This window comes from Acidovorax sp. CCYZU-2555 (genome assembly GCF_018413525.1).
Taxonomy (GTDB): Bacteria; Pseudomonadota; Gammaproteobacteria; order Burkholderiales; family Burkholderiaceae_C; genus Comamonas.
This window is the reverse complement of sequence record NZ_JAHCDD010000103.1, coordinates 1-16,878: the sequence shown is the minus strand read 5'-3', so window position 1 is coordinate 16,878 and position 16,878 is coordinate 1. Positions and strand designations below refer to the sequence as shown.

Genomic DNA, 16,878 nt, shown 5'->3' with positions numbered 1-16,878 from the left:
TGCAGCCTTATTTTCCGTGTGCTGCAAAAAAGTCCTCAAGCCCGGTCAGAAACGTCCGAAAACTCATTCAGTGGCAGGGACTTCCTCCCGCCAACAAGTACAGCGCCAGCCCTGGCATGCAAGGGGCACCGTGCTGAACGTTGAACGTAACCGCATCCAGGAGTAGACACCATGGCAATGACCATCAACACCAACGTCGCATCGATCAACGCCCAGCGCAACCTGAGCCTGTCGGGCAACTCGCTGAGCACCTCGATGCAGCGCCTGTCTTCCGGCCTGCGCGTCAACAGCGCCAAGGACGATGCCGCCGGTCTGGCGATCTCCGAGCGCATGAAGGCGCAAAGCGGCGGCCTCACGGTGGCAGCGCGCAACGCCAACGACGGCATCTCGCTGGCGCAGACCGCCGAAGGCGCGCTGGGCAAGGTCGGCGACATGCTGCAACGTGTGCGTGAACTGGCTGTTCAGTCGAGCAATGCCACCAACAGCGAATCCGACCGCAAGGCACTGCAGTCCGAAGTCACACAACTGGTCTCCGAAATCGACCGTGTGGCCAAGACCACGAGCTTCAACGGCACCAAGATCCTCGACGGTTCGTTTGCAGGCGGCGTGTTCCAGGTGGGCGCCAACGCCGGCGACAACATCACCGTGGGCGGCATCGCCAATGCCAAGACGGCGGACCTGGCGAGCGTGGATTACTACGCGGCTTCGAAGGTGACGACCGGAATCGCTGCCGCTGGCGGCGGTGTTGCAGGCTACGACGCCGTGGTCCCCGCTGGCGAGTTGCTGGTCAACGGCATTGCCCTGGGCGAGCTGGCCGCTGCCGGCAGTGCCGACGAGCGCGCCGGCCAGGTGGTGGCGGCAATCAATGCGAAGACGGCCGACACGGGCGTGACGGCTTTCCTTGAAGACGGCAGCTTCGTCCTGCGCAGCGACAGCGATCAGGGCATTGCCTTGACCGACGGTGCGGGCGCCACGGTCGGCTGGAACGCGGCCGCGGTCGGTCTGGAAGTGGCTGACTCCAACACCACGCTGGTGGCCGGCAACGCGGCGGATACCGCCGCCGCCAAGGGTATCGACAGCATCTCCGTGTCGACCCAGTCCGATGCCTGGCTGGCGATCAAGAAGGTCGACAGCGCGATCGACACCGTCAACTCGGCACGTGCCGACCTGGGTGCGCTGCAGACGCGTTTCGAGAAGTCGGTGGAGAACATCGATATCCAGAACGAAAACATCTCGGCTGCCAAGGGCCGCATCACCGACGCCGATTTCGCGGTGGAAACCGCCAACCTGTCTAAGGCGCAGATCCTGCAACAGGCCGGCACGGCCATGGTGGCCCAGGCCAACCAGCTGCCGCAAAGCGTTCTGTCGCTGCTGAAGTAAGCCCTGCGGCCCCGGGCCGCACCCTGCCCGAAAAGCCTTGCTGCGCCGCGTGCGTGCAAGGCTTTTTTTGCGTGCCTGGCGTGCGTTTCGAGCCTGTCGGAGGACCGCCTCCATCGTTCACTCCACCCGGGCGTTTGCCCTGCGCTCGTCGAAAGGTGCAAGTCCTGCCGAAAACCGTCATTTCCCGGGGCGATTCCCCTAAATAAGCCTCAAGCGCCGACCCAAAGCACCGATATAGAACTCAGTGGCAGCAATCAGCGCCGCAACGAAAACAGGCATATCGCCGGAGCGCACAGGCGCTGAACGCAAACGCATCTTAGGAGTAGATAAGCATGGCAATGACCATCAACACCAACGTCGCATCGATCAACGCTCAGCGCAACCTGAGCCTGTCGGGCAGCTCCCTCACCACGTCCATGCAGCGCCTGTCCTCCGGCCTGCGCGTGAACAGCGCCAAGGACGATGCCGCCGGTCTGGCGATCTCCGAGCGCATGAAGGCACAAAGCGGCGGCCTGACGGTGGCTGCCCGCAACGCCAACGACGGCATCTCGCTGGCGCAGACCGCCGAAGGCGCGCTGGGCAAGGTCGGCGACATGCTGCAACGTGTTCGTGAACTGGCCGTGCAATCGAGCAATGCCACCAACAGCGCATCGGATCGCACCGCGCTGCAGGCCGAAGTCACGCAGCTGGTCTCCGAAATCGACCGTGTCGCCAAGACCACCAGCTTCAACGGCACCAAGATCCTCGACGGTTCGTTTGCAGGCGGCGTGTTCCAGGTCGGCGCCAACGCCGGCGACAACATCACCGTCAGCGGCATTGCCAACGCCAAGGTCGATGCACTGGGTGGCGTCAAAGTCGGATCCGTGTCGACGGATTCCACGACGGTGACCGCATTTGCGGATGCCGTGATCGACAACACGGACCCTTTGAACCCCATCGTCACCACGCCCGCCACCTATGGCGCCGATGTCACCGGCCTGACGGTCAATGGCATCGCGCTGGATGATCTGGCGGCAGCCAGCTCGAAGGATGAGCGCCTGGGTCAGGTGGTGGCGGCAATCAACGGCAAGACCGCCGATACCGGCGTGACGGCTTTCCTGGAAAAGGACAGCGAGGGCGTGCTGACGGTGCAGCTGCGCGCCGAAGGCAAGATTGAACTGGTCGGCTTTGCGGAAGCCACAACGATGCTGGACGCGGGTGACTCCGTCGACCAAACCGCCTATGACGCTCTGCCCACCTCGGTCGGCATCAACACGCTGTCGGTCAAGACCCAGGCCGATGCCTGGGAGGCGCTCAAGCAGGTCGATGAGTCGATCGACCAGGTCAACTCGGCGCGTGCCGACCTGGGTGCGTTGCAGACGCGTTTCGAGAAGTCGGTCGAGAACATCGACATCCAGAACGAAAACATCAAGGCCGCCAGCGGCCGTATCACCGACGCCGACTTCGCGGTGGAAACCGCCAACCTGTCGCGTTCGCAAATCCTGCAGCAAGCCGGTACGGCCATGGTCGCCCAGGCCAACCAGCTGCCGCAAAGCGTTCTGTCGCTGCTGCGTTAAAGCTTTCTGTCCCCCTGTTCACTGCTTGCCAAAGCCCGGGGCTCGCGCGCAATGACAGGGGCATCTCTGTTTTTTAAAGAGGTAGATCCCCATGGCAATGACCATCAATACCAATGTGGCGTCGATCAACGCCCAGCGCAATCTGAGCCTGTCGGGCAGCTCGCTGAGCACGTCCATGCAGCGCCTGTCGTCGGGCCTGCGCGTCAACAGCGCCAAGGACGATGCGGCCGGCCTGGCCATTTCCGAGCGCATGGCCGCCCAGACCAAGGGTCTGACGGTTGCCGCACGCAATGCCAACGACGGCATCTCGCTGGCGCAGACCGCTGAAGGCGCGCTGGGCAAGGTGGGCGACATGCTGCAACGCGTGCGTGAACTGGCTGTTCAGTCGAGCAATGCGACCAACAGCGAATCGGACCGCAAGGCGATGCAATCCGAAGTCACGCAACTGGTGTCGGAAATCGACCGCGTGGCCAAGACCACCGAGTTCAACGGCAAGAAGCTGCTGGACGGTTCGTTCGCTGGCGCGATGTTCCAGGTCGGAGCAAATGCCGGCAACAACATCACGCTGGGCAGCCTGGCCAATGCTTCGGCCAAGGGCCTGAGCGACATTTCCTATGCGACGGTAGCGCCGACGGTGACGGCAGATCCCGCAGCGGTCCTCAACACACTGACAGCAATTGATACCGGTACTCTGAAGGTGACCGTTGGCACCGTCGGTACCGACCCGGCCATCGAACTGGGCCCTCTCGCCGCTGCCAGCTCCGCCGAAGAACGCATGGGCCAGGTGGTCGCGGCAATCAATGCCAAGACCGCCGATACCGGCGTGACCGCCTTTCTGACGCAGGACGCAGCCACCAAGGTCTTCACGGTGGAGCTCCTGTCCGAGAAGGTGGATGCAACGACGGGCAATGCAGTGGCCGTGACGTTCGAAGGCTTGACCGCTACAGCGACGGGTGTCGATACCACCGGTTTGAACATTGCCGCGGCCGCCGCGACCAATGACAAGGGCATCGAAACCATCGATGTGACCTCCCAATCGGGTGCCTGGAAGGCGCTCAAGCAGGTCGACAGCGCGATTGACCAGGTCAACTCCGCACGTGGCGACCTGGGCGCACTGCAGACGCGTTTCGAAAAGACTGTCGAGAACATCGACATCCAGAACGAAAACATCTCCGCTGCCAAGGGCCGCATCACCGACGCTGATTTCGCCGTCGAAACCGCCAACCTGTCGCGCGCGCAAATCCTGCAGCAGGCCGGCACGGCGATGGTGGCCCAGGCCAACCAGTTGCCACAAGGCGTTCTGTCGCTGCTGCGTTAAAGCTTTCTGTCTCCCGGTGCGCCATCGCCAGTAGGTGATGGAGCCCGGGATGTTTCTGTTTCTTTGAGAGGTAGATCACTATGGCAATGACCATCAATACCAATGTGGCGTCGATCAACGCCCAGCGGAATCTGAGCCTGTCGGGCAGCTCGCTGAGTACGTCGATGCAGCGCCTGTCGTCGGGCCTGCGCGTCAACAGCGCCAAGGACGATGCCGCCGGTCTGGCCATTTCCGAGCGCATGAACGCGCAGACCAAGGGTCTGACGGTGGCAGCGCGCAATGCCAACGACGGCATTTCGCTGGCGCAGACCGCTGAAGGCGCGCTGGGCAAGGTGGGCGACATGCTGCAACGCGTGCGTGAACTCGCCGTGCAGTCGAGCAATGCGACCAACAGCGAATCCGATCGCAAGGCCATGCAGTCCGAAGTCACGCAACTGGTGTCGGAAATCGACCGCGTGGCCAAGACCACCGAGTTCAACGGCAAGAAGCTGCTGGACGGCTCGTTCTCGGGCGCGATGTTCCAGGTCGGCGCCAACGCCGGCAACAACATCACGCTGGGCAGCCTGTCCAATGCATCGGCCAAAGGCCTGAGCAATATTTCCTATGCCACCAACAGCGAAGTGGTGACGCAGGCTACGGTCGCTACGCTGGATGCCCATGACGGTACCGATCTGTCCATTGCTATCAATGGAGCTACGGCGATTGAGCTGGGCCCGCTGGCTGCAGCCAGCTCGGCCGAGGAGCGCATGGGTCAAGTGGTTGCGGCCATCAATGCCAAGACCGCTGATACGGGTGTCACGGCTTTCCTGACGCAGGACCCGAGCACCAAGGATTTCACCGTCGAAATCATGTCGGAGAACGTCAAGGATGATGGTTCTGCGCAATCGGTGGAGTTCGGCGCTGGCTTCGGCGCCGCAACCACGGGTCTGACGGCGGCAGCGAATATCGCGGCAGATAACACTGACAATGCCAATTCGAAAGGCATCGACGGCATCGATGTGACCTCGCAATCGGCAGCCTGGAAGGCGCTCAAGCAGGTCGACAGCGCGATGGACCAGGTCAATTCCGCACGGGGCGACCTGGGCGCGCTGCAGACGCGTTTCGAGAAGACCGTCGAGAACATCGACATCCAGAACGAAAACATCTCGGCCGCCAAGGGCCGCATCACCGACGCCGACTTCGCCGTGGAAACCGCGAGTCTGTCGAAGGCGCAGATCCTGCAGCAAGCCGGCACGGCGATGGTGGCCCAGGCCAACCAACTGCCGCAGAACGTGCTTTCGCTGTTGCGCTGAAAGTCTTTTGTCTCCCGGCGCCCTGGGGGGCGCGGGAGGCGTGTTTGTTTCCTGAGAGGTAATTCCCATGGCAATGACCATCAATACCAATGTGGCGTCGATCAACGCCCAGCGCAATCTGAGCCTGTCGGGCAGCTCGTTGAGCACGTCCATGCAGCGCCTGTCTTCGGGCCTGCGCGTCAACAGCGCCAAGGACGATGCCGCCGGCCTGGCGATTTCCGAGCGCATGGCCGCGCAGACCAAGGGTCTGACGGTTGCCGCGCGCAATGCCAATGACGGCATCTCGCTGGCGCAGACCGCCGAAGGCGCGCTGGGCAAGGTCGGCGATATGCTGCAACGCGTGCGTGAACTCGCCGTGCAGTCGAGCAATGCGACCAACAGCGAATCGGACCGCAAGGCCATGCAGTCTGAAGTCACGCAACTGGTGTCGGAAATCGACCGCGTGGCCAAGACCACCGAGTTCAACGGCAAGAAGCTGCTGGACGGTTCGTTCTCGGGCGCGATGTTCCAGGTCGGCGCCAACGCCGGCAACAACATCACCCTGGGCGCGATCACCAAGGCCACGGCTGACAACATGGGCAAGTTGACTTACTCCAGCTCTGATGCTTCCGGTACGATCGACGTAGCCGGTGCCGCCATCGCCGTGGAAGGTCTGACCATGACCGTGACCGGCGGCTCGGCAATCGACCTGGGTGATCTGGCCGCAGCTTCGAGTGTGGAAGAGCGTACTGGCCAGGTGGTCGCGGCAATCAACGCGAAGACCGCCGATACCGGCGTTACCGCCTTCATGAACGATGACGGCACCTATGCGTTGTACTCGGAAGCAGACAAGAGCGGCACAGCCGTCGCGGATGTGACCTTTGCAGCAACGGCTGGCGGCACGGAGGCATCGATGGGTTTTGATGTGGGCGCAGTGACTCTGACGGAAGGCGCGGACGATACCCTGAGCACTCTCTCGGTTGCCACCCAGGCCGACGCCTGGAAGGCACTGCAGCAGGTCGATGGCGCCATTGACAAGGTCAACTCCGCACGTGGCGACCTGGGCGCGCTGCAGACACGTTTCGAGAAGACCGTCGAGAACATCGACATCCAGAACGAAAACATCTCGGCGGCCAAGGGCCGTATCACCGACGCCGACTTCGCCGTTGAAACCGCCAACCTGTCGCGCTCGCAGATTCTGCAACAGGCTGGCACGGCCATGGTGGCCCAGGCCAACCAGCTGCCGCAAAGCGTGCTGTCGCTGCTGCGCTAAAGCCTTTCGCCTCCCGGTGCGCAAAGCGCGGCTGGGAGGCTTGTCTGTTTTTTCTGAGGTAGATCCCCATGGCAATGACCATCAATACCAATGTGGCGTCGATCAACGCCCAGCGCAATCTGAGCCTGTCGGGCAGCTCGCTGAGCACGTCGATGCAGCGCCTGTCTTCGGGCCTGCGCGTGAACAGCGCCAAGGACGATGCCGCCGGCCTGGCCATTTCCGAACGCATGGCCGCGCAGACCAAGGGTCTGGCAGTCGCCGCGCGCAATGCCAACGACGGCATCTCGCTGGCGCAGACTGCTGAAGGCGCCTTGGGCAAGGTGGGCGACATGCTGCAACGCGTGCGCGAACTCGCCGTGCAGTCGAGCAATGCGACCAACAGCATCAGCGACCGCAAGGCCATGCAGTCCGAAGTGGACCAGCTGGTGTCGGAAATCGACCGCGTGGCCAAGACCACCGAGTTCAACGGCAAGAAGCTGCTGGACGGCTCGTTCTCGGGCGCGATGTTCCAGGTCGGCGCAAATGCCGGCAACAACATCACCGTCGGCGCACTGACCAAGGCCACGGCCGAAGGCCTGGGCAAGGCCACGTATGCATCTGCAACCAGCGCCTTGGCCGATGCCACGGTCTTGACCGAATCCGCAGGCGCAATCACCATCTCGGGCAAGGGGGCATCCGCGACCACGGCGGTAAGCATCGACCTCGCGGCGGCAGACACGGCTGAAGAGCGGCTGGGCCAGGCCGTGGCCGCGATCAATGCGAAGACCGCGGACACTGGCGTGACCGCATTCCTGGAGACCGACGCCGCAGGTGCGCAAACCTTGACATTCAAGGGCGAGACGACATTCACCGTCACCGAAGTCACTGCCGGTACGGCTGGCTTTGCCACGGCAACTAATACTGCGGCAGAGAAGAGCGGCGGCGTCTCCGCGCTGTCGGTGGCGACGCAATCGGGTGCCTGGGAAACCCTGCAAAAGGTGGACAAGGCCATCGACCAGGTCAACTCCGCGCGCGGCGACCTGGGCGCACTGCAGACGCGTTTCGAGAAGACCGTCGAGAACATCGACATCCAGAACGAAAACATCTCGGCCGCCAAGGGCCGTATCACCGACGCTGACTTTGCCGTGGAAACCGCGAATCTGTCGAAGTCGCAAATCCTGCAGCAGGCCGGCACCGCCATGGTGGCCCAGGCCAACCAGCTGCCGCAGAACGTTCTGTCGCTGTTGCGCTGAAAGAGTTTTGTCTCCCGGCGCCCTGGGGCGCGCGGGAGGCTTGTTTGTTTCCTGAGAGGTAATTCCCATGGCAATGACCATCAATACCAATGTGGCGTCGATCAACGCCCAGCGCAATCTGAGCCTGTCGGGCAGCTCGCTGAGCACGTCGATGCAGCGCCTGTCTTCGGGCCTGCGCGTCAACAGCGCCAAGGACGATGCCGCCGGCCTGGCCATTTCCGAACGCATGGCCGCCCAGACCAAGGGTCTGACGGTTGCGGCGCGCAATGCCAACGACGGCATTTCGCTGGCGCAGACCGCTGAAGGCGCGCTGGGCAAGGTGGGCGACATGCTGCAACGCGTGCGCGAACTCGCCGTGCAGTCGAGCAATGCGACCAACAGCATCAGCGACCGCAAGGCCATGCAGTCCGAAGTGGACCAGCTGGTGTCGGAAATCGACCGCGTGGCCAAGACCACCGAGTTCAACGGCAAGAAGCTGCTGGACGGCTCGTTCTCGGGCGCGATGTTCCAGGTCGGCGCCAACGCCGGCAACAACATCACCGTCGGTGCACTGACCAAGGCCACGGCTGAAGGCCTGGGCAAGGCAGAGTTCGCGACTGCGGACGGTGTCTTGACAACCGCGGCTTCCAATTTCGATGCTGTGGACAACGCGATCACCATCACCGGCAAGGGCGCTTCGGCGACCGCGCCCGTGGAGATCTCCCTCGCGGCCGCAGACTCTGCAGAAGAGCGCCTGGGCCAGGCCGTGGCGGCGATCAACGCCAAGACCGCAGACACCGGCGTGACCGCGTTCCTGGAAAAGGACGATGCCGGCGTGCAAACGCTCAAGTTCAAGGCTGAAACGGAATTCGCGATTGCCGTGACCGGCGCTGCTGACACTGGCTTCGCGGCCATAGCGACAACGGCGGCTGACGAGCAGACCGGTGGTGTCTCCGCGCTGTCGGTGGCAACCCAATCGGGTGCCTGGGAAGCCTTGAACAAGGTCGACAAGGCCATCGACCAGGTCAACTCCGCACGGGGCGATCTGGGCGCGCTGCAGACGCGTTTCGAAAAGACTGTCGAGAACATCGACATCCAGAACGAAAACATCTCTGCCGCCAAGGGCCGTATCACCGACGCCGACTTTGCCGTGGAAACCGCGAATCTGTCGAAGTCGCAAATCCTGCAGCAAGCCGGCACGGCCATGGTGGCCCAGGCCAACCAGCTGCCGCAGAACGTGCTGTCGCTGCTGCGCTGATCGCGCCGGCCTGGGGCGCAGCCGGGCGCCCAGGTCCGTGGTGTGACGAAAGATGCCTTGAGAGGTTCGCCTCGCGAGGCATTTTTGCGTTGAAAGGGGTCAAGTTCGTCACGCAATGGCCGATATCCATGCAATGGGCCGCGCTCAAGCTATCTACAGGGAGGGGGGGACGGCTCTTTTCACGCTTTCAAATAGTGCGTTCTTTGCAAGAATGAGCGCAATGAAATTTTTGTGAAAGCCTGATGACAGGCTTTTGCGCAGGAGTGCTGTGATGGCTATTACTTCGGTAGGTATTGGCAGTGGTTTGGAAGTCGACAAGATCGTCACGCAGTTGGTCGAGCTCGAAAAGGCGCCGCTGAAGACGCTCGAGGCCAAGGCCGAGACGATCACGTCCAAGATCTCGACCTATGCCGAGATCAAGTCGCTGACCGACACCTTGAACACTGCGGCAGCCAAGCTCTCGCGCGACAGCGCCTGGAATGGCGTCAACATCTCGGCGAGCAACAGCAATGTGGCGGGCGCGATGACGGGCATTGCCCAGCCTGGCTCGTACAGCGTGCAGGTGAAGCAGCTCGCGCAGTCGCAGACCTCGGTGATCGGCAACGGTGCCGCAGGTGTGGGTTTTGCCAAGGATGCCAAGGTGGGCGCGGGCACGTTCACGCTGACCGTGGGTGCCAAGACCTTCGATATCACACTGACCGCCTCGGACACGCTGACCACGCTGGCTACGGCCATCAACAACAAGGACAGCGGCGTGCAGGCCACGGTGATCACCAATGCCGACGGCACGCAGCGCCTGATGATGCGCTCCAAGAATACCGGCACCGATGCGCAGTTCAGCATCGCGGCGACGGCCACGGACCCGGGCAGCACGCTGGGCCAAATCGGCAGCTCCACTCCAGGCTACTACACCGTCTCGCAAGTGGCGCAGAACGCCAAGATCGAACTCAACGGTGTGGAAGTCGAGTCCACGAGCAATACGTTTGCCGATGCGCTGCCGGGCATGTCGCTCACCGTGTCGACGGTGTCGAATTCACCGACGCTGATCTCCGTGGCCGCGGACACCAAGGCCATGAAGGAAGGCATTCAGGCCTTTGTCGATGCTTACAACGCATTGAACGACAAATTGAGTGCGCTGACCAAGTACGACCCGGATACCGGCGTCAAGGGCCTTCTTCAGGCCGACAGCACGACCGTGAGCATCCAGAACGCATTGCGCATGATGACCATGAACATCGTCAAGGGCGGTGGTGCGTTCACGCGGCTGTCGGACATCGGCATCCAGATGGAGCAGGGCGGAAGTCTGTCCGTCAACGACACCGACCTGACCAAGGCACTGACCGATGTGTCTTCGCTCAAGGGCCTGTTCGCCACCAAGAGCGACAGTCTGGGCGCAAACGGCGGCATTGGTGTGAATTTCAAGGCGTTCACCGATGGCATGCTGGCTTATGAAGGCACGCTCAACGCCAAGACCGATTCGCTCGAAAGCTCGCTCAAGCGCAACGGCACAGATCAGGATAAGGTGCTCAACCGCGCCTCGACGCTCGAAAGTCGGCTGCTGGCGCAATACACTGCGCTGGACGTCAAAATGGCGTCACTGAATGCGTTGGATGCCTACGTGACGCAGCAGGTTGCGTCATGGAACAAGTCCACGAGTTGATGTGGCCGGGGCCGCGCGCCCTGTATCGGGTTTGGGTGTACGGATAGGCACACGCAAATTTTTTTAAGATTTCGCTTGATTTTGGAGGACTTCTGCCGAAAACAAAGGCAAGTAGTTCACAAGGATGCCAGTCATGTATACCCCCGTAAGTTCCCGTGCTGCCAATGCATATCGGCAAATTGGCGTGCAATCCGGCATTGATGGTGCAACGCCCCATCAACTGGTGCAAATGCTGTTTGATGGTCTGTTGCAGTCGCTGAACGCGGCGCGCGGAGCGCTGCAGCGGGGCGAAATAGAGAACAAGGGAACGCACATCGGTAAGTCGGTGCGCATTCTTGAAGAAGGGCTCAAGGGCGCGCTCAATCCGGTTCAAGGCGGCGAACTTGCCGTGAATCTGGGCACGCTCTATGACTATTGCATTTCTCGGCTGACGATGGCCAATTTGCGCAATGACCTGGCTCTGGTCGAAGAGGTTGTGGGTTTGATTGAACCCGTGGCCCAAGGCTGGAAGGAAATGGGCCAGGCGCAAGTGGACTCAGGTGGCGGAGGTTACTAACGATGGGGACGCAATTGATCGATTATTACAAGGCCATAGAAGACAGCAGCCTCAAGATGCTCGAGGCCGCACGGGGGAAAGACTGGGAAGGCGTTGCCCGCTACGAAGGTGCCTGTGCGGTGTTGATCGAGCAGTTGCGCTTTCAGTCCCAGGAGCAGGAGTTGCTGCCAGAGCAGCGCCGTGAAAAGGCGCGCATCATGCAGCGCATCCTGCGCAACGACGCCCAGATCCGCACGCTGGCCGAGCCCTGGCTCGCGCAGGTCGAACATATGTTCGACGGCCAGCCCCAGGTCCTGCACTGAACCCACGGCGGCGCCCCGCGCGCCGCCTGCAGGCAGCAAAAAACCCGCCCTCGTGAGATGGCGGGTTTTTTTATGGCGTGTTGGACGGTGCGGACTCAAACTCTTCACTACCGTTCGCCCTGAGCCTGTCGAAGGGCGTTTCAGGGCGGGCTGTCTGCCGCCGGCGATGCCGTGCGATGGCTTGAGAGCTCCAGACCGACTCAGCACGCAATCCCATCGGCCCTGAGTCTATGGAAGGCCTGAAGGACCCTCCATCGCACCGGTCAGTGCGCCGCAGCACCAAACACCAGACGCAAAAAAACCGCCAGCGCAGGCCGGCGGTGCATGGAGAGCGAGAAATAGCGCGCCAGCGCGCCGCTGTCAGACCTGCATGTTCATGACATCGGTATAGGCCTGAACCAGGCGGTTGCGCACATGCAGCGATGCCTGGAAGCCGATCTGCGCCTTCTGGATCGCGACCATGGTCTCTTCGAGGCTCACGGCGGGATTCTCGAGCTGCACTTCACGTTGCAGATTGCCCGAGTGTTCCTGCGCGGCGCTCACCGACTGCAGCGCACCCTTGAGTGCCTGGGTAAAGCCCCCGTCGATCTCCCGGGTAGAGGTAGGCGTTGCAGCAACGCGGCGGGGCAGGTCAGTGCCGGAGAGGGAAGGAATCGAAGTATTGATGCGCAGGTCCATGACAAATCCCTTGGGAGTTTGTGAGATGGGTTGAATCGTAGGTGCTCGGCGACAGTTCATCTCGGGGAATAGATGCCCAAAGGCGCGCCTTATCGGCGGAACGTGCCGGCCCGAAGTCCGAATAATCGGTCGCACGTCAGGCTCCCTGTTGGGCCTCACCAAATTGGAACCAAGATGTCTGCAGTCGCTGAAATCCCCGTCGTCGTAAATCCTCCCGCCAGCCCTTCGTGGACCCAGCGGATGTCCTCCCTGGATAAAGGCCAGCGCCTGCGCCTGGGCGCCGTCGCCGTTCTGGTGGTGGTCGGTCTGGTCGCGGCGGTGATGTTCAATCGCCAGCCCGATTACAAAGTGCTGTTCTCCAACCTGAGCGACAAGGATGGCGGCGCCATCGTCGCCCAGCTGACCACGCTCAATGTGCCTTACCAGTACAGCGAAGGTGGCGGCGCTATCCTGATTCCGGCCGACCGGGTGCACGATGTGCGCCTCAAGCTCGCGACCCAGGGCCTGCCCAAGGGCTCGGTGACCGGCTTCGAGCTGATGGAAACCAGCCGCTTCGGCATCACGCAGTTCCAGGAGCGGCTGAACTTCCAGCGCGGCCTCGAAGGCGAGCTGACGCGCTCCATCCAGGCGCTGGCTTCGGTGCAGAACGCCCGCGTGCACCTGGCGCTGCCCAACCAGAACGGTTTCTTCCGCGAACAGCAAAAGCCATCGGCTTCGGTGCTGGTGACGCTGCACCCGGGCCGTTTCCTGGACCGCGCGCAGATCGCCGGCATCGTGCATCTGGTCGCGTCCAGCGTGCCCGAACTCCAGCCCGCGGCCGTGAGCATTCTCGACGACACCGGCAAGCTGCTGTCGCAGTCGCCCGACGGCAATGGCAACCAGGTCGATGTGCAGAAGCTGATGTACACCCAGCAGATCGAGCAGCAGTACACGCGCCGCATCCTGGACATCCTCGAGCCTGTGGTCGGCAAGGACAATGTGCGTGCCCAGGTCACGGCCGACATGGATTTCAGCCAGACCGAGTCCACGTCCGAGCAGCACCGCCCCAACCAGGGACCTGACAGCAGCGCGGTGCGCAGCCAGCAGGTGGTCGAAAGCTCGGGCTCGCAACAACCCGCACAGCCCACAGGCGTGCCCGGCGCGACCAGCAACCAGCCTCCCGTGGCCGCGGCCGCCCCCGTCAATGGCGCCAACCCCGCACCCGCCGCGGCCAATGGCCAGGGCGCTGCGACCGGCGCCAAGCGTGAATCGCTGACGAATTACGAAGTCGACAAGACGGTGCGTGTGACGCGCAGCAGCAGCGGTGCGATCAAGCGCCTGACCGCTGCCGTGGTGGTCAACTACCAGCCCGTGACGACCGAAGCGGGCCAGGCGCCGGTGCAGCAGGCCCTCTCGGCCGAGCAGCAAGCCAAGATGCTGGCCCTGGTGCGCGAAACCATTGGTTTCAGCCAGGAGCGCGGCGACTCGGTCAACCTGATGAATGCGCAGTTCCGCGACGACAGCGTTCCAGTGGTGGAACTGCCGCTGTGGAAGCAGCCCGAAGTGATCGAGCTGGCCCGCACGCTGGCCTGGCCTCTGGGTCTGGCACTGTTTGGTGCGATCCTGATTCTGGGCCTGTTGCGGCCGCTGCTCAAGAGCCGGGCCGTCGAGGCCAAGGGCTCGCAGCTCGACGCACTGGAAGCCGACGATCCGGACCGTCCGCCGCTGCTGGGCGGACCCGTGGCGGAACTGACGCCGACGGAAAGCCAAGTGCGCCTGGAGCAGGCACGTCAGTTGACCAAGCAGAACCCGATCGCCGTGGCGAATATTGTGAAAACCTGGGTGAACGGCGAAAGCTGATCGAACCCACACATGGACGAAGTTTCCTATGGATGAACGAGGCCTCAACGACGCCGCCATCTTGCTGATGTCTCTTGGCGAGGAAGAGGCGGCCGAGGTGTTCAAGCACCTGTCGCCCAAAGAAGTACAGAAGCTCGGCGAAACGATTGCGCGCATGCGCGGCGTTTCGCGCGAGAAAGTCGACTTCGTGATCAACCGTTTCACCGACGATGCCGCGGCCCAGAGCCTGCTGGTCAACGACGCCAGCGACTACGTGCGCTCGGTGCTGCGCCGCGCGCTCGGCGAAGACAAGGCATCGCTGCTGATCGACCGTATCCTGCAAGGCGGCGACGTCTCGGGGATCGAAAGTCTCAAGTGGATGGATCCGCTGTCGGTCGCCGAGCTGCTGCGCGGCGAGCACCCGCAGATCGTCGCGGCGATTCTGGTCCACCTCGAGCACGAGCAGTCGGCCGCGGTGCTGATGCAGTTGCCCGAGCGCTTTCGCAGCGAAGTGCTGCTGCGCGTGGCCACGCTCGAAGGCATTCAGCCGACGGCGCTCAAGGACCTCAACGAAGTGCTGTTCAAGGTGCTCGCCGGCGGTGACAAGATTCGCAAGACGTCGCTGGGCGGCGTGAAGACCGCTGCGGAAATCATCAACCAGCTGGGCGGCAACGCCGACGTGGCGGTGCTCGACACCATCCGCAACTACGACGTCGATCTGGCGCAGAAGATCATGGACAAGATGTTCGTGTTCGACGATCTGGTCAAGCTCGACGACCGTTCGCTGCAGCTGGTGCTGCGCGAAGTGGCGTCCGAAACACTGATCGTCGCGCTCAAGGGCGGGACCATGGAAGTGCGCGACAAGATTCTCGCCAACATGTCGATGCGTGCTTCCGAAGCCCTGCGCGAAGACCTCGAGTCGCGCGGCCCGATGCGCCTGTCCGAAGTCGAAGCGCAGCAAAAGGAAATTCTCAAGGTGGTGCGCCGCCTCGCGGAAGAAGGTCAGGTCACCATAGGCGGCGCAGCCGAAGACAGCTATGTCTAACGGATCGAATTCACGCTTCATTCCCAGCGAGGAAATCGACGCCCGCGCCGTGGTGCAGTGGCGCTTCGGTGCGGTCGGCGACGCCGGCCTGGTGCCGAAACTGCCGCATGGCCCGATCGGCGATCTGCGCCAGGACATGGATCTGGACATGGACGTGGTGGAAACACCCGCGCCTGCCGCCGTGCCCCAGCAGGACGCCGCGGAAATCGAGGCCATGCTGCAGCAGGCGCGCGAACAGGCGCATGCCGAAGGCCGCGCCCAGGGCCTGGCCCAGGGCCGCGCCGAAGCCACGAACGAATGGCAGCAGCGCATGGACAGCTACACCTCGGGCGAAGGCCGCGACACCGCGCAGCGCCTGCAGGGGCTGGTGGAAAAGTGCGAAGACAGCCTGTTGGCGCTCGAACAGAACATGGCCTCCGAAGTGCTGCAACTGGCCTGCGACATCGCGCGCCAGGTGGTGCGCCAGGAGCTGGCCTGCAAGCCCGAGGCCTTGCTGCCCGTCGTGCGCGAAGCGCTCGACATGCTGGTCACCGAAGGCCGTGCCGTGACGGTGCGTCTCAATCCGGTCGACTGGGAAGTGCTGGACGCGCCGCTGCGCGCCGAACATGGCGCAGCGGGAAAGCTGCAATGGATCGCCGATGCGTCGGTGCCCGCGGGCGATGTGCGCGTCGACTCGGGTGGTGCGGTGATCGAGGCCGGTCTCGACAGCCGCTGGCGTCGTGCCGTGGCCGCTCTGGGCCTGGTGTCTTCCTGGTACGAGGGCGGCCATGCCGAATGAGACCGCACTCGCCCCCTGGAAAGATTTCGTGGCCGGCGCGCGTGCGCGCTACGCCCAACCCGTGGCGCTCGAAAGCCGCGGCACGCTGAGCCGTCTGACTGGACTGGTGCTCGAAGCTTCGGGCCTGCGCGTGCCCGTGGGCGCGCAATGCCATGTGCAGATGCCCCACCAGGCGCCGGTGCTGGCCGAAGTGGTCGGCTTCGCGGGTGAAAAAGCGTTTCTGATGCCTGCGGGCGACATCCAGGGCCTGTCCAGCGGCGCGGTGGTGACCCCCGCGCCGGCGTTCGTGCCCATGCCGCGTTTTGGCGAGCCGGTGGCCGAAGTGTCGCTGGCCACGGGCATGCTGCGCCTGCCCATGGGCGACGGCCTGCTGGGCCGCGTGGTCGATTCGCAAGGCATTCCGCTGGACCATGCGGGCCCGGTGACCGACGTCACGGCCGAGCCCATGGACCGCCGCCAGATCAATGCGATGGACCGCGACCCGGTGCGCGAGCCGCTCGATACCGGCGTGCGCGCGCTGAACGCGCTGCTGAGCGTGGGCCGCGGCCAGCGCCTGGGCCTGTTCGCGGGTTCGGGCGTGGGCAAGAGCGTGCTGCTGGGCATGATGGCGCGCTACACAAAGGCCGACGTGATCGTCGTGGGCCTGATCGGCGAGCGCGGCCGTGAAGTCAAGGAATTCGTCGAAGACATTCTCGGCGCCGAGGACCGCGGCCGGGCCGTGGTCGTCGCCGCGCCGGCCGATGCGCCGCCGCTGCTGCGCATGCAGGGCGCGGC

Annotated in this window: 14 protein-coding genes and 1 pseudogene; 14 read left to right on the top strand and 1 reads right to left on the bottom strand. The window is 63.2% G+C overall.

Features of this window, described 5'->3' with window-relative positions:
* Positions 1-171 precede the first annotated feature (171 nt).
* From KHY18_RS24645 to KHY18_RS24600, 10 genes are all read left to right on the top strand, one after another.
* On the top strand, positions 172-1,380 hold the full coding sequence (locus KHY18_RS24645) for a flagellin (protein ID WP_213306343.1): 1,209 nt from the start codon (positions 172-174) through the stop codon (positions 1,378-1,380).
* A gap of 332 nt (positions 1,381-1,712) precedes the next feature.
* Positions 1,713-2,936 (top strand): flagellin N-terminal helical domain-containing protein, encoded by a 1,224-nt coding sequence (locus KHY18_RS24640; RefSeq protein WP_213306341.1) that lies wholly within the window; start codon positions 1,713-1,715, stop codon positions 2,934-2,936.
* A 91-nt stretch (positions 2,937-3,027) separates the two neighbouring features.
* Positions 3,028-4,254, top strand: a complete 1,227-nt coding sequence (locus KHY18_RS24635) for a flagellin (RefSeq protein WP_213306338.1) — start codon at positions 3,028-3,030, stop codon at positions 4,252-4,254.
* 80 nt (positions 4,255-4,334) lie between these two features.
* On the top strand, positions 4,335-5,546 hold the full coding sequence (locus KHY18_RS24630; RefSeq protein ID WP_213306335.1) for a flagellin N-terminal helical domain-containing protein: 1,212 nt from the start codon (positions 4,335-4,337) through the stop codon (positions 5,544-5,546).
* A 67-nt stretch (positions 5,547-5,613) separates the two neighbouring features.
* Entirely contained in the window at positions 5,614-6,798 is a 1,185-nt protein-coding gene (locus KHY18_RS24625) for a flagellin (protein WP_213306332.1), read from the top strand.
* Positions 6,799-6,866: 68 nt separating this feature from the next.
* Complete coding sequence (locus KHY18_RS24620) at positions 6,867-8,030, top strand: flagellin (RefSeq protein WP_213306329.1); 1,164 nt, start codon at positions 6,867-6,869, stop codon at positions 8,028-8,030.
* 67 nt (positions 8,031-8,097) lie between these two features.
* The gene (locus tag KHY18_RS24615; RefSeq protein ID WP_213306326.1) at positions 8,098-9,267 is read left to right on the top strand and encodes a flagellin; all 1,170 of its coding nucleotides are present in this window, start codon (positions 8,098-8,100) and stop codon (positions 9,265-9,267) included.
* A gap of 271 nt (positions 9,268-9,538) precedes the next feature.
* A complete protein-coding gene (gene fliD / locus KHY18_RS24610; RefSeq protein WP_213306323.1) occupies positions 9,539-10,927 on the top strand; it encodes a flagellar filament capping protein FliD in 1,389 nt (462 codons plus the stop codon).
* 133 nt (positions 10,928-11,060) lie between these two features.
* Positions 11,061-11,483, top strand: coding sequence for a flagellar export chaperone FliS (gene fliS / locus KHY18_RS24605; RefSeq protein ID WP_213306319.1), 423 nt, complete (start codon positions 11,061-11,063; stop codon positions 11,481-11,483).
* A 2-nt stretch (positions 11,484-11,485) separates the two neighbouring features.
* Positions 11,486-11,785 carry a flagellar protein FliT gene (locus KHY18_RS24600; RefSeq protein ID WP_213306316.1) on the top strand — a complete coding sequence of 100 codons (300 nt, stop codon included), beginning with the start codon at positions 11,486-11,488 and terminating at the stop codon, positions 11,783-11,785.
* A 360-nt stretch (positions 11,786-12,145) separates the two neighbouring features.
* Here KHY18_RS24600 and fliE read toward each other — a convergent pair whose 3' ends face one another.
* Positions 12,146-12,463: a flagellar hook-basal body complex protein FliE gene (gene fliE / locus KHY18_RS24595; RefSeq protein WP_213306313.1), complete on the bottom strand. Its 318-nt coding sequence runs from the start codon at positions 12,461-12,463 to the stop codon at positions 12,146-12,148.
* A gap of 174 nt (positions 12,464-12,637) precedes the next feature.
* Between fliE and fliF the strand changes: the two genes are divergently transcribed.
* From fliF to KHY18_RS24575, 4 genes and pseudogenes are all read left to right on the top strand, one after another.
* The gene (gene fliF / locus KHY18_RS24590) at positions 12,638-14,302 is read left to right on the top strand and encodes a flagellar basal-body MS-ring/collar protein FliF (RefSeq protein ID WP_213306311.1); all 1,665 of its coding nucleotides are present in this window, start codon (positions 12,638-12,640) and stop codon (positions 14,300-14,302) included.
* A 28-nt stretch (positions 14,303-14,330) separates the two neighbouring features.
* Positions 14,331-15,326, top strand: coding sequence for a flagellar motor switch protein FliG (gene fliG, locus KHY18_RS24585; protein WP_213306307.1), 996 nt, complete (start codon positions 14,331-14,333; stop codon positions 15,324-15,326).
* The gene (locus tag KHY18_RS24580) at positions 15,319-16,104 is read left to right on the top strand and encodes a FliH/SctL family protein (protein ID WP_213306304.1); all 786 of its coding nucleotides are present in this window, start codon (positions 15,319-15,321) and stop codon (positions 16,102-16,104) included. The genes fliG and KHY18_RS24580 overlap by 8 nt, the downstream gene beginning before the upstream one ends.
* A pseudogene (locus KHY18_RS24575) lies at positions 16,094-16,878 on the top strand (flagellum-specific ATP synthase FliI); the annotation flags it as partial. The gene KHY18_RS24580 and the pseudogene KHY18_RS24575, both read left to right, overlap by 11 nt.

Bases quoted from the DNA above. Each gene is read 5' to 3' on its own strand.
- KHY18_RS24615 (WP_213306326.1), top strand. From the start codon at position 8,098: ATGGCAATGACCATCAATACCAATGTGGCGTCGATCAACGCCCAGCGC.
- fliS (WP_213306319.1), top strand. From the start codon at position 11,061: ATGTATACCCCCGTAAGTTCCCGTGCTGCCAATGCATATCGGCAAATT.
- fliD (WP_213306323.1), top strand. From the start codon at position 9,539: ATGGCTATTACTTCGGTAGGTATTGGCAGTGGTTTGGAAGTCGACAAG.
- fliF (WP_213306311.1), top strand. From the start codon at position 12,638: ATGTCTGCAGTCGCTGAAATCCCCGTCGTCGTAAATCCTCCCGCCAGC.
- fliE (WP_213306313.1), bottom strand. From the start codon at position 12,463: ATGGACCTGCGCATCAATACTTCGATTCCTTCCCTCTCCGGCACTGAC.
- KHY18_RS24635 (WP_213306338.1), top strand. From the start codon at position 3,028: ATGGCAATGACCATCAATACCAATGTGGCGTCGATCAACGCCCAGCGC.
- KHY18_RS24645 (WP_213306343.1), top strand. From the start codon at position 172: ATGGCAATGACCATCAACACCAACGTCGCATCGATCAACGCCCAGCGC.
- KHY18_RS24630 (WP_213306335.1), top strand. From the start codon at position 4,335: ATGGCAATGACCATCAATACCAATGTGGCGTCGATCAACGCCCAGCGG.
- KHY18_RS24600 (WP_213306316.1), top strand. From the start codon at position 11,486: ATGGGGACGCAATTGATCGATTATTACAAGGCCATAGAAGACAGCAGC.
- KHY18_RS24625 (WP_213306332.1), top strand. From the start codon at position 5,614: ATGGCAATGACCATCAATACCAATGTGGCGTCGATCAACGCCCAGCGC.
- KHY18_RS24620 (WP_213306329.1), top strand. From the start codon at position 6,867: ATGGCAATGACCATCAATACCAATGTGGCGTCGATCAACGCCCAGCGC.
- KHY18_RS24580 (WP_213306304.1), top strand. From the start codon at position 15,319: ATGTCTAACGGATCGAATTCACGCTTCATTCCCAGCGAGGAAATCGAC.
- fliG (WP_213306307.1), top strand. From the start codon at position 14,331: ATGGATGAACGAGGCCTCAACGACGCCGCCATCTTGCTGATGTCTCTT.
- KHY18_RS24640 (WP_213306341.1), top strand. From the start codon at position 1,713: ATGGCAATGACCATCAACACCAACGTCGCATCGATCAACGCTCAGCGC.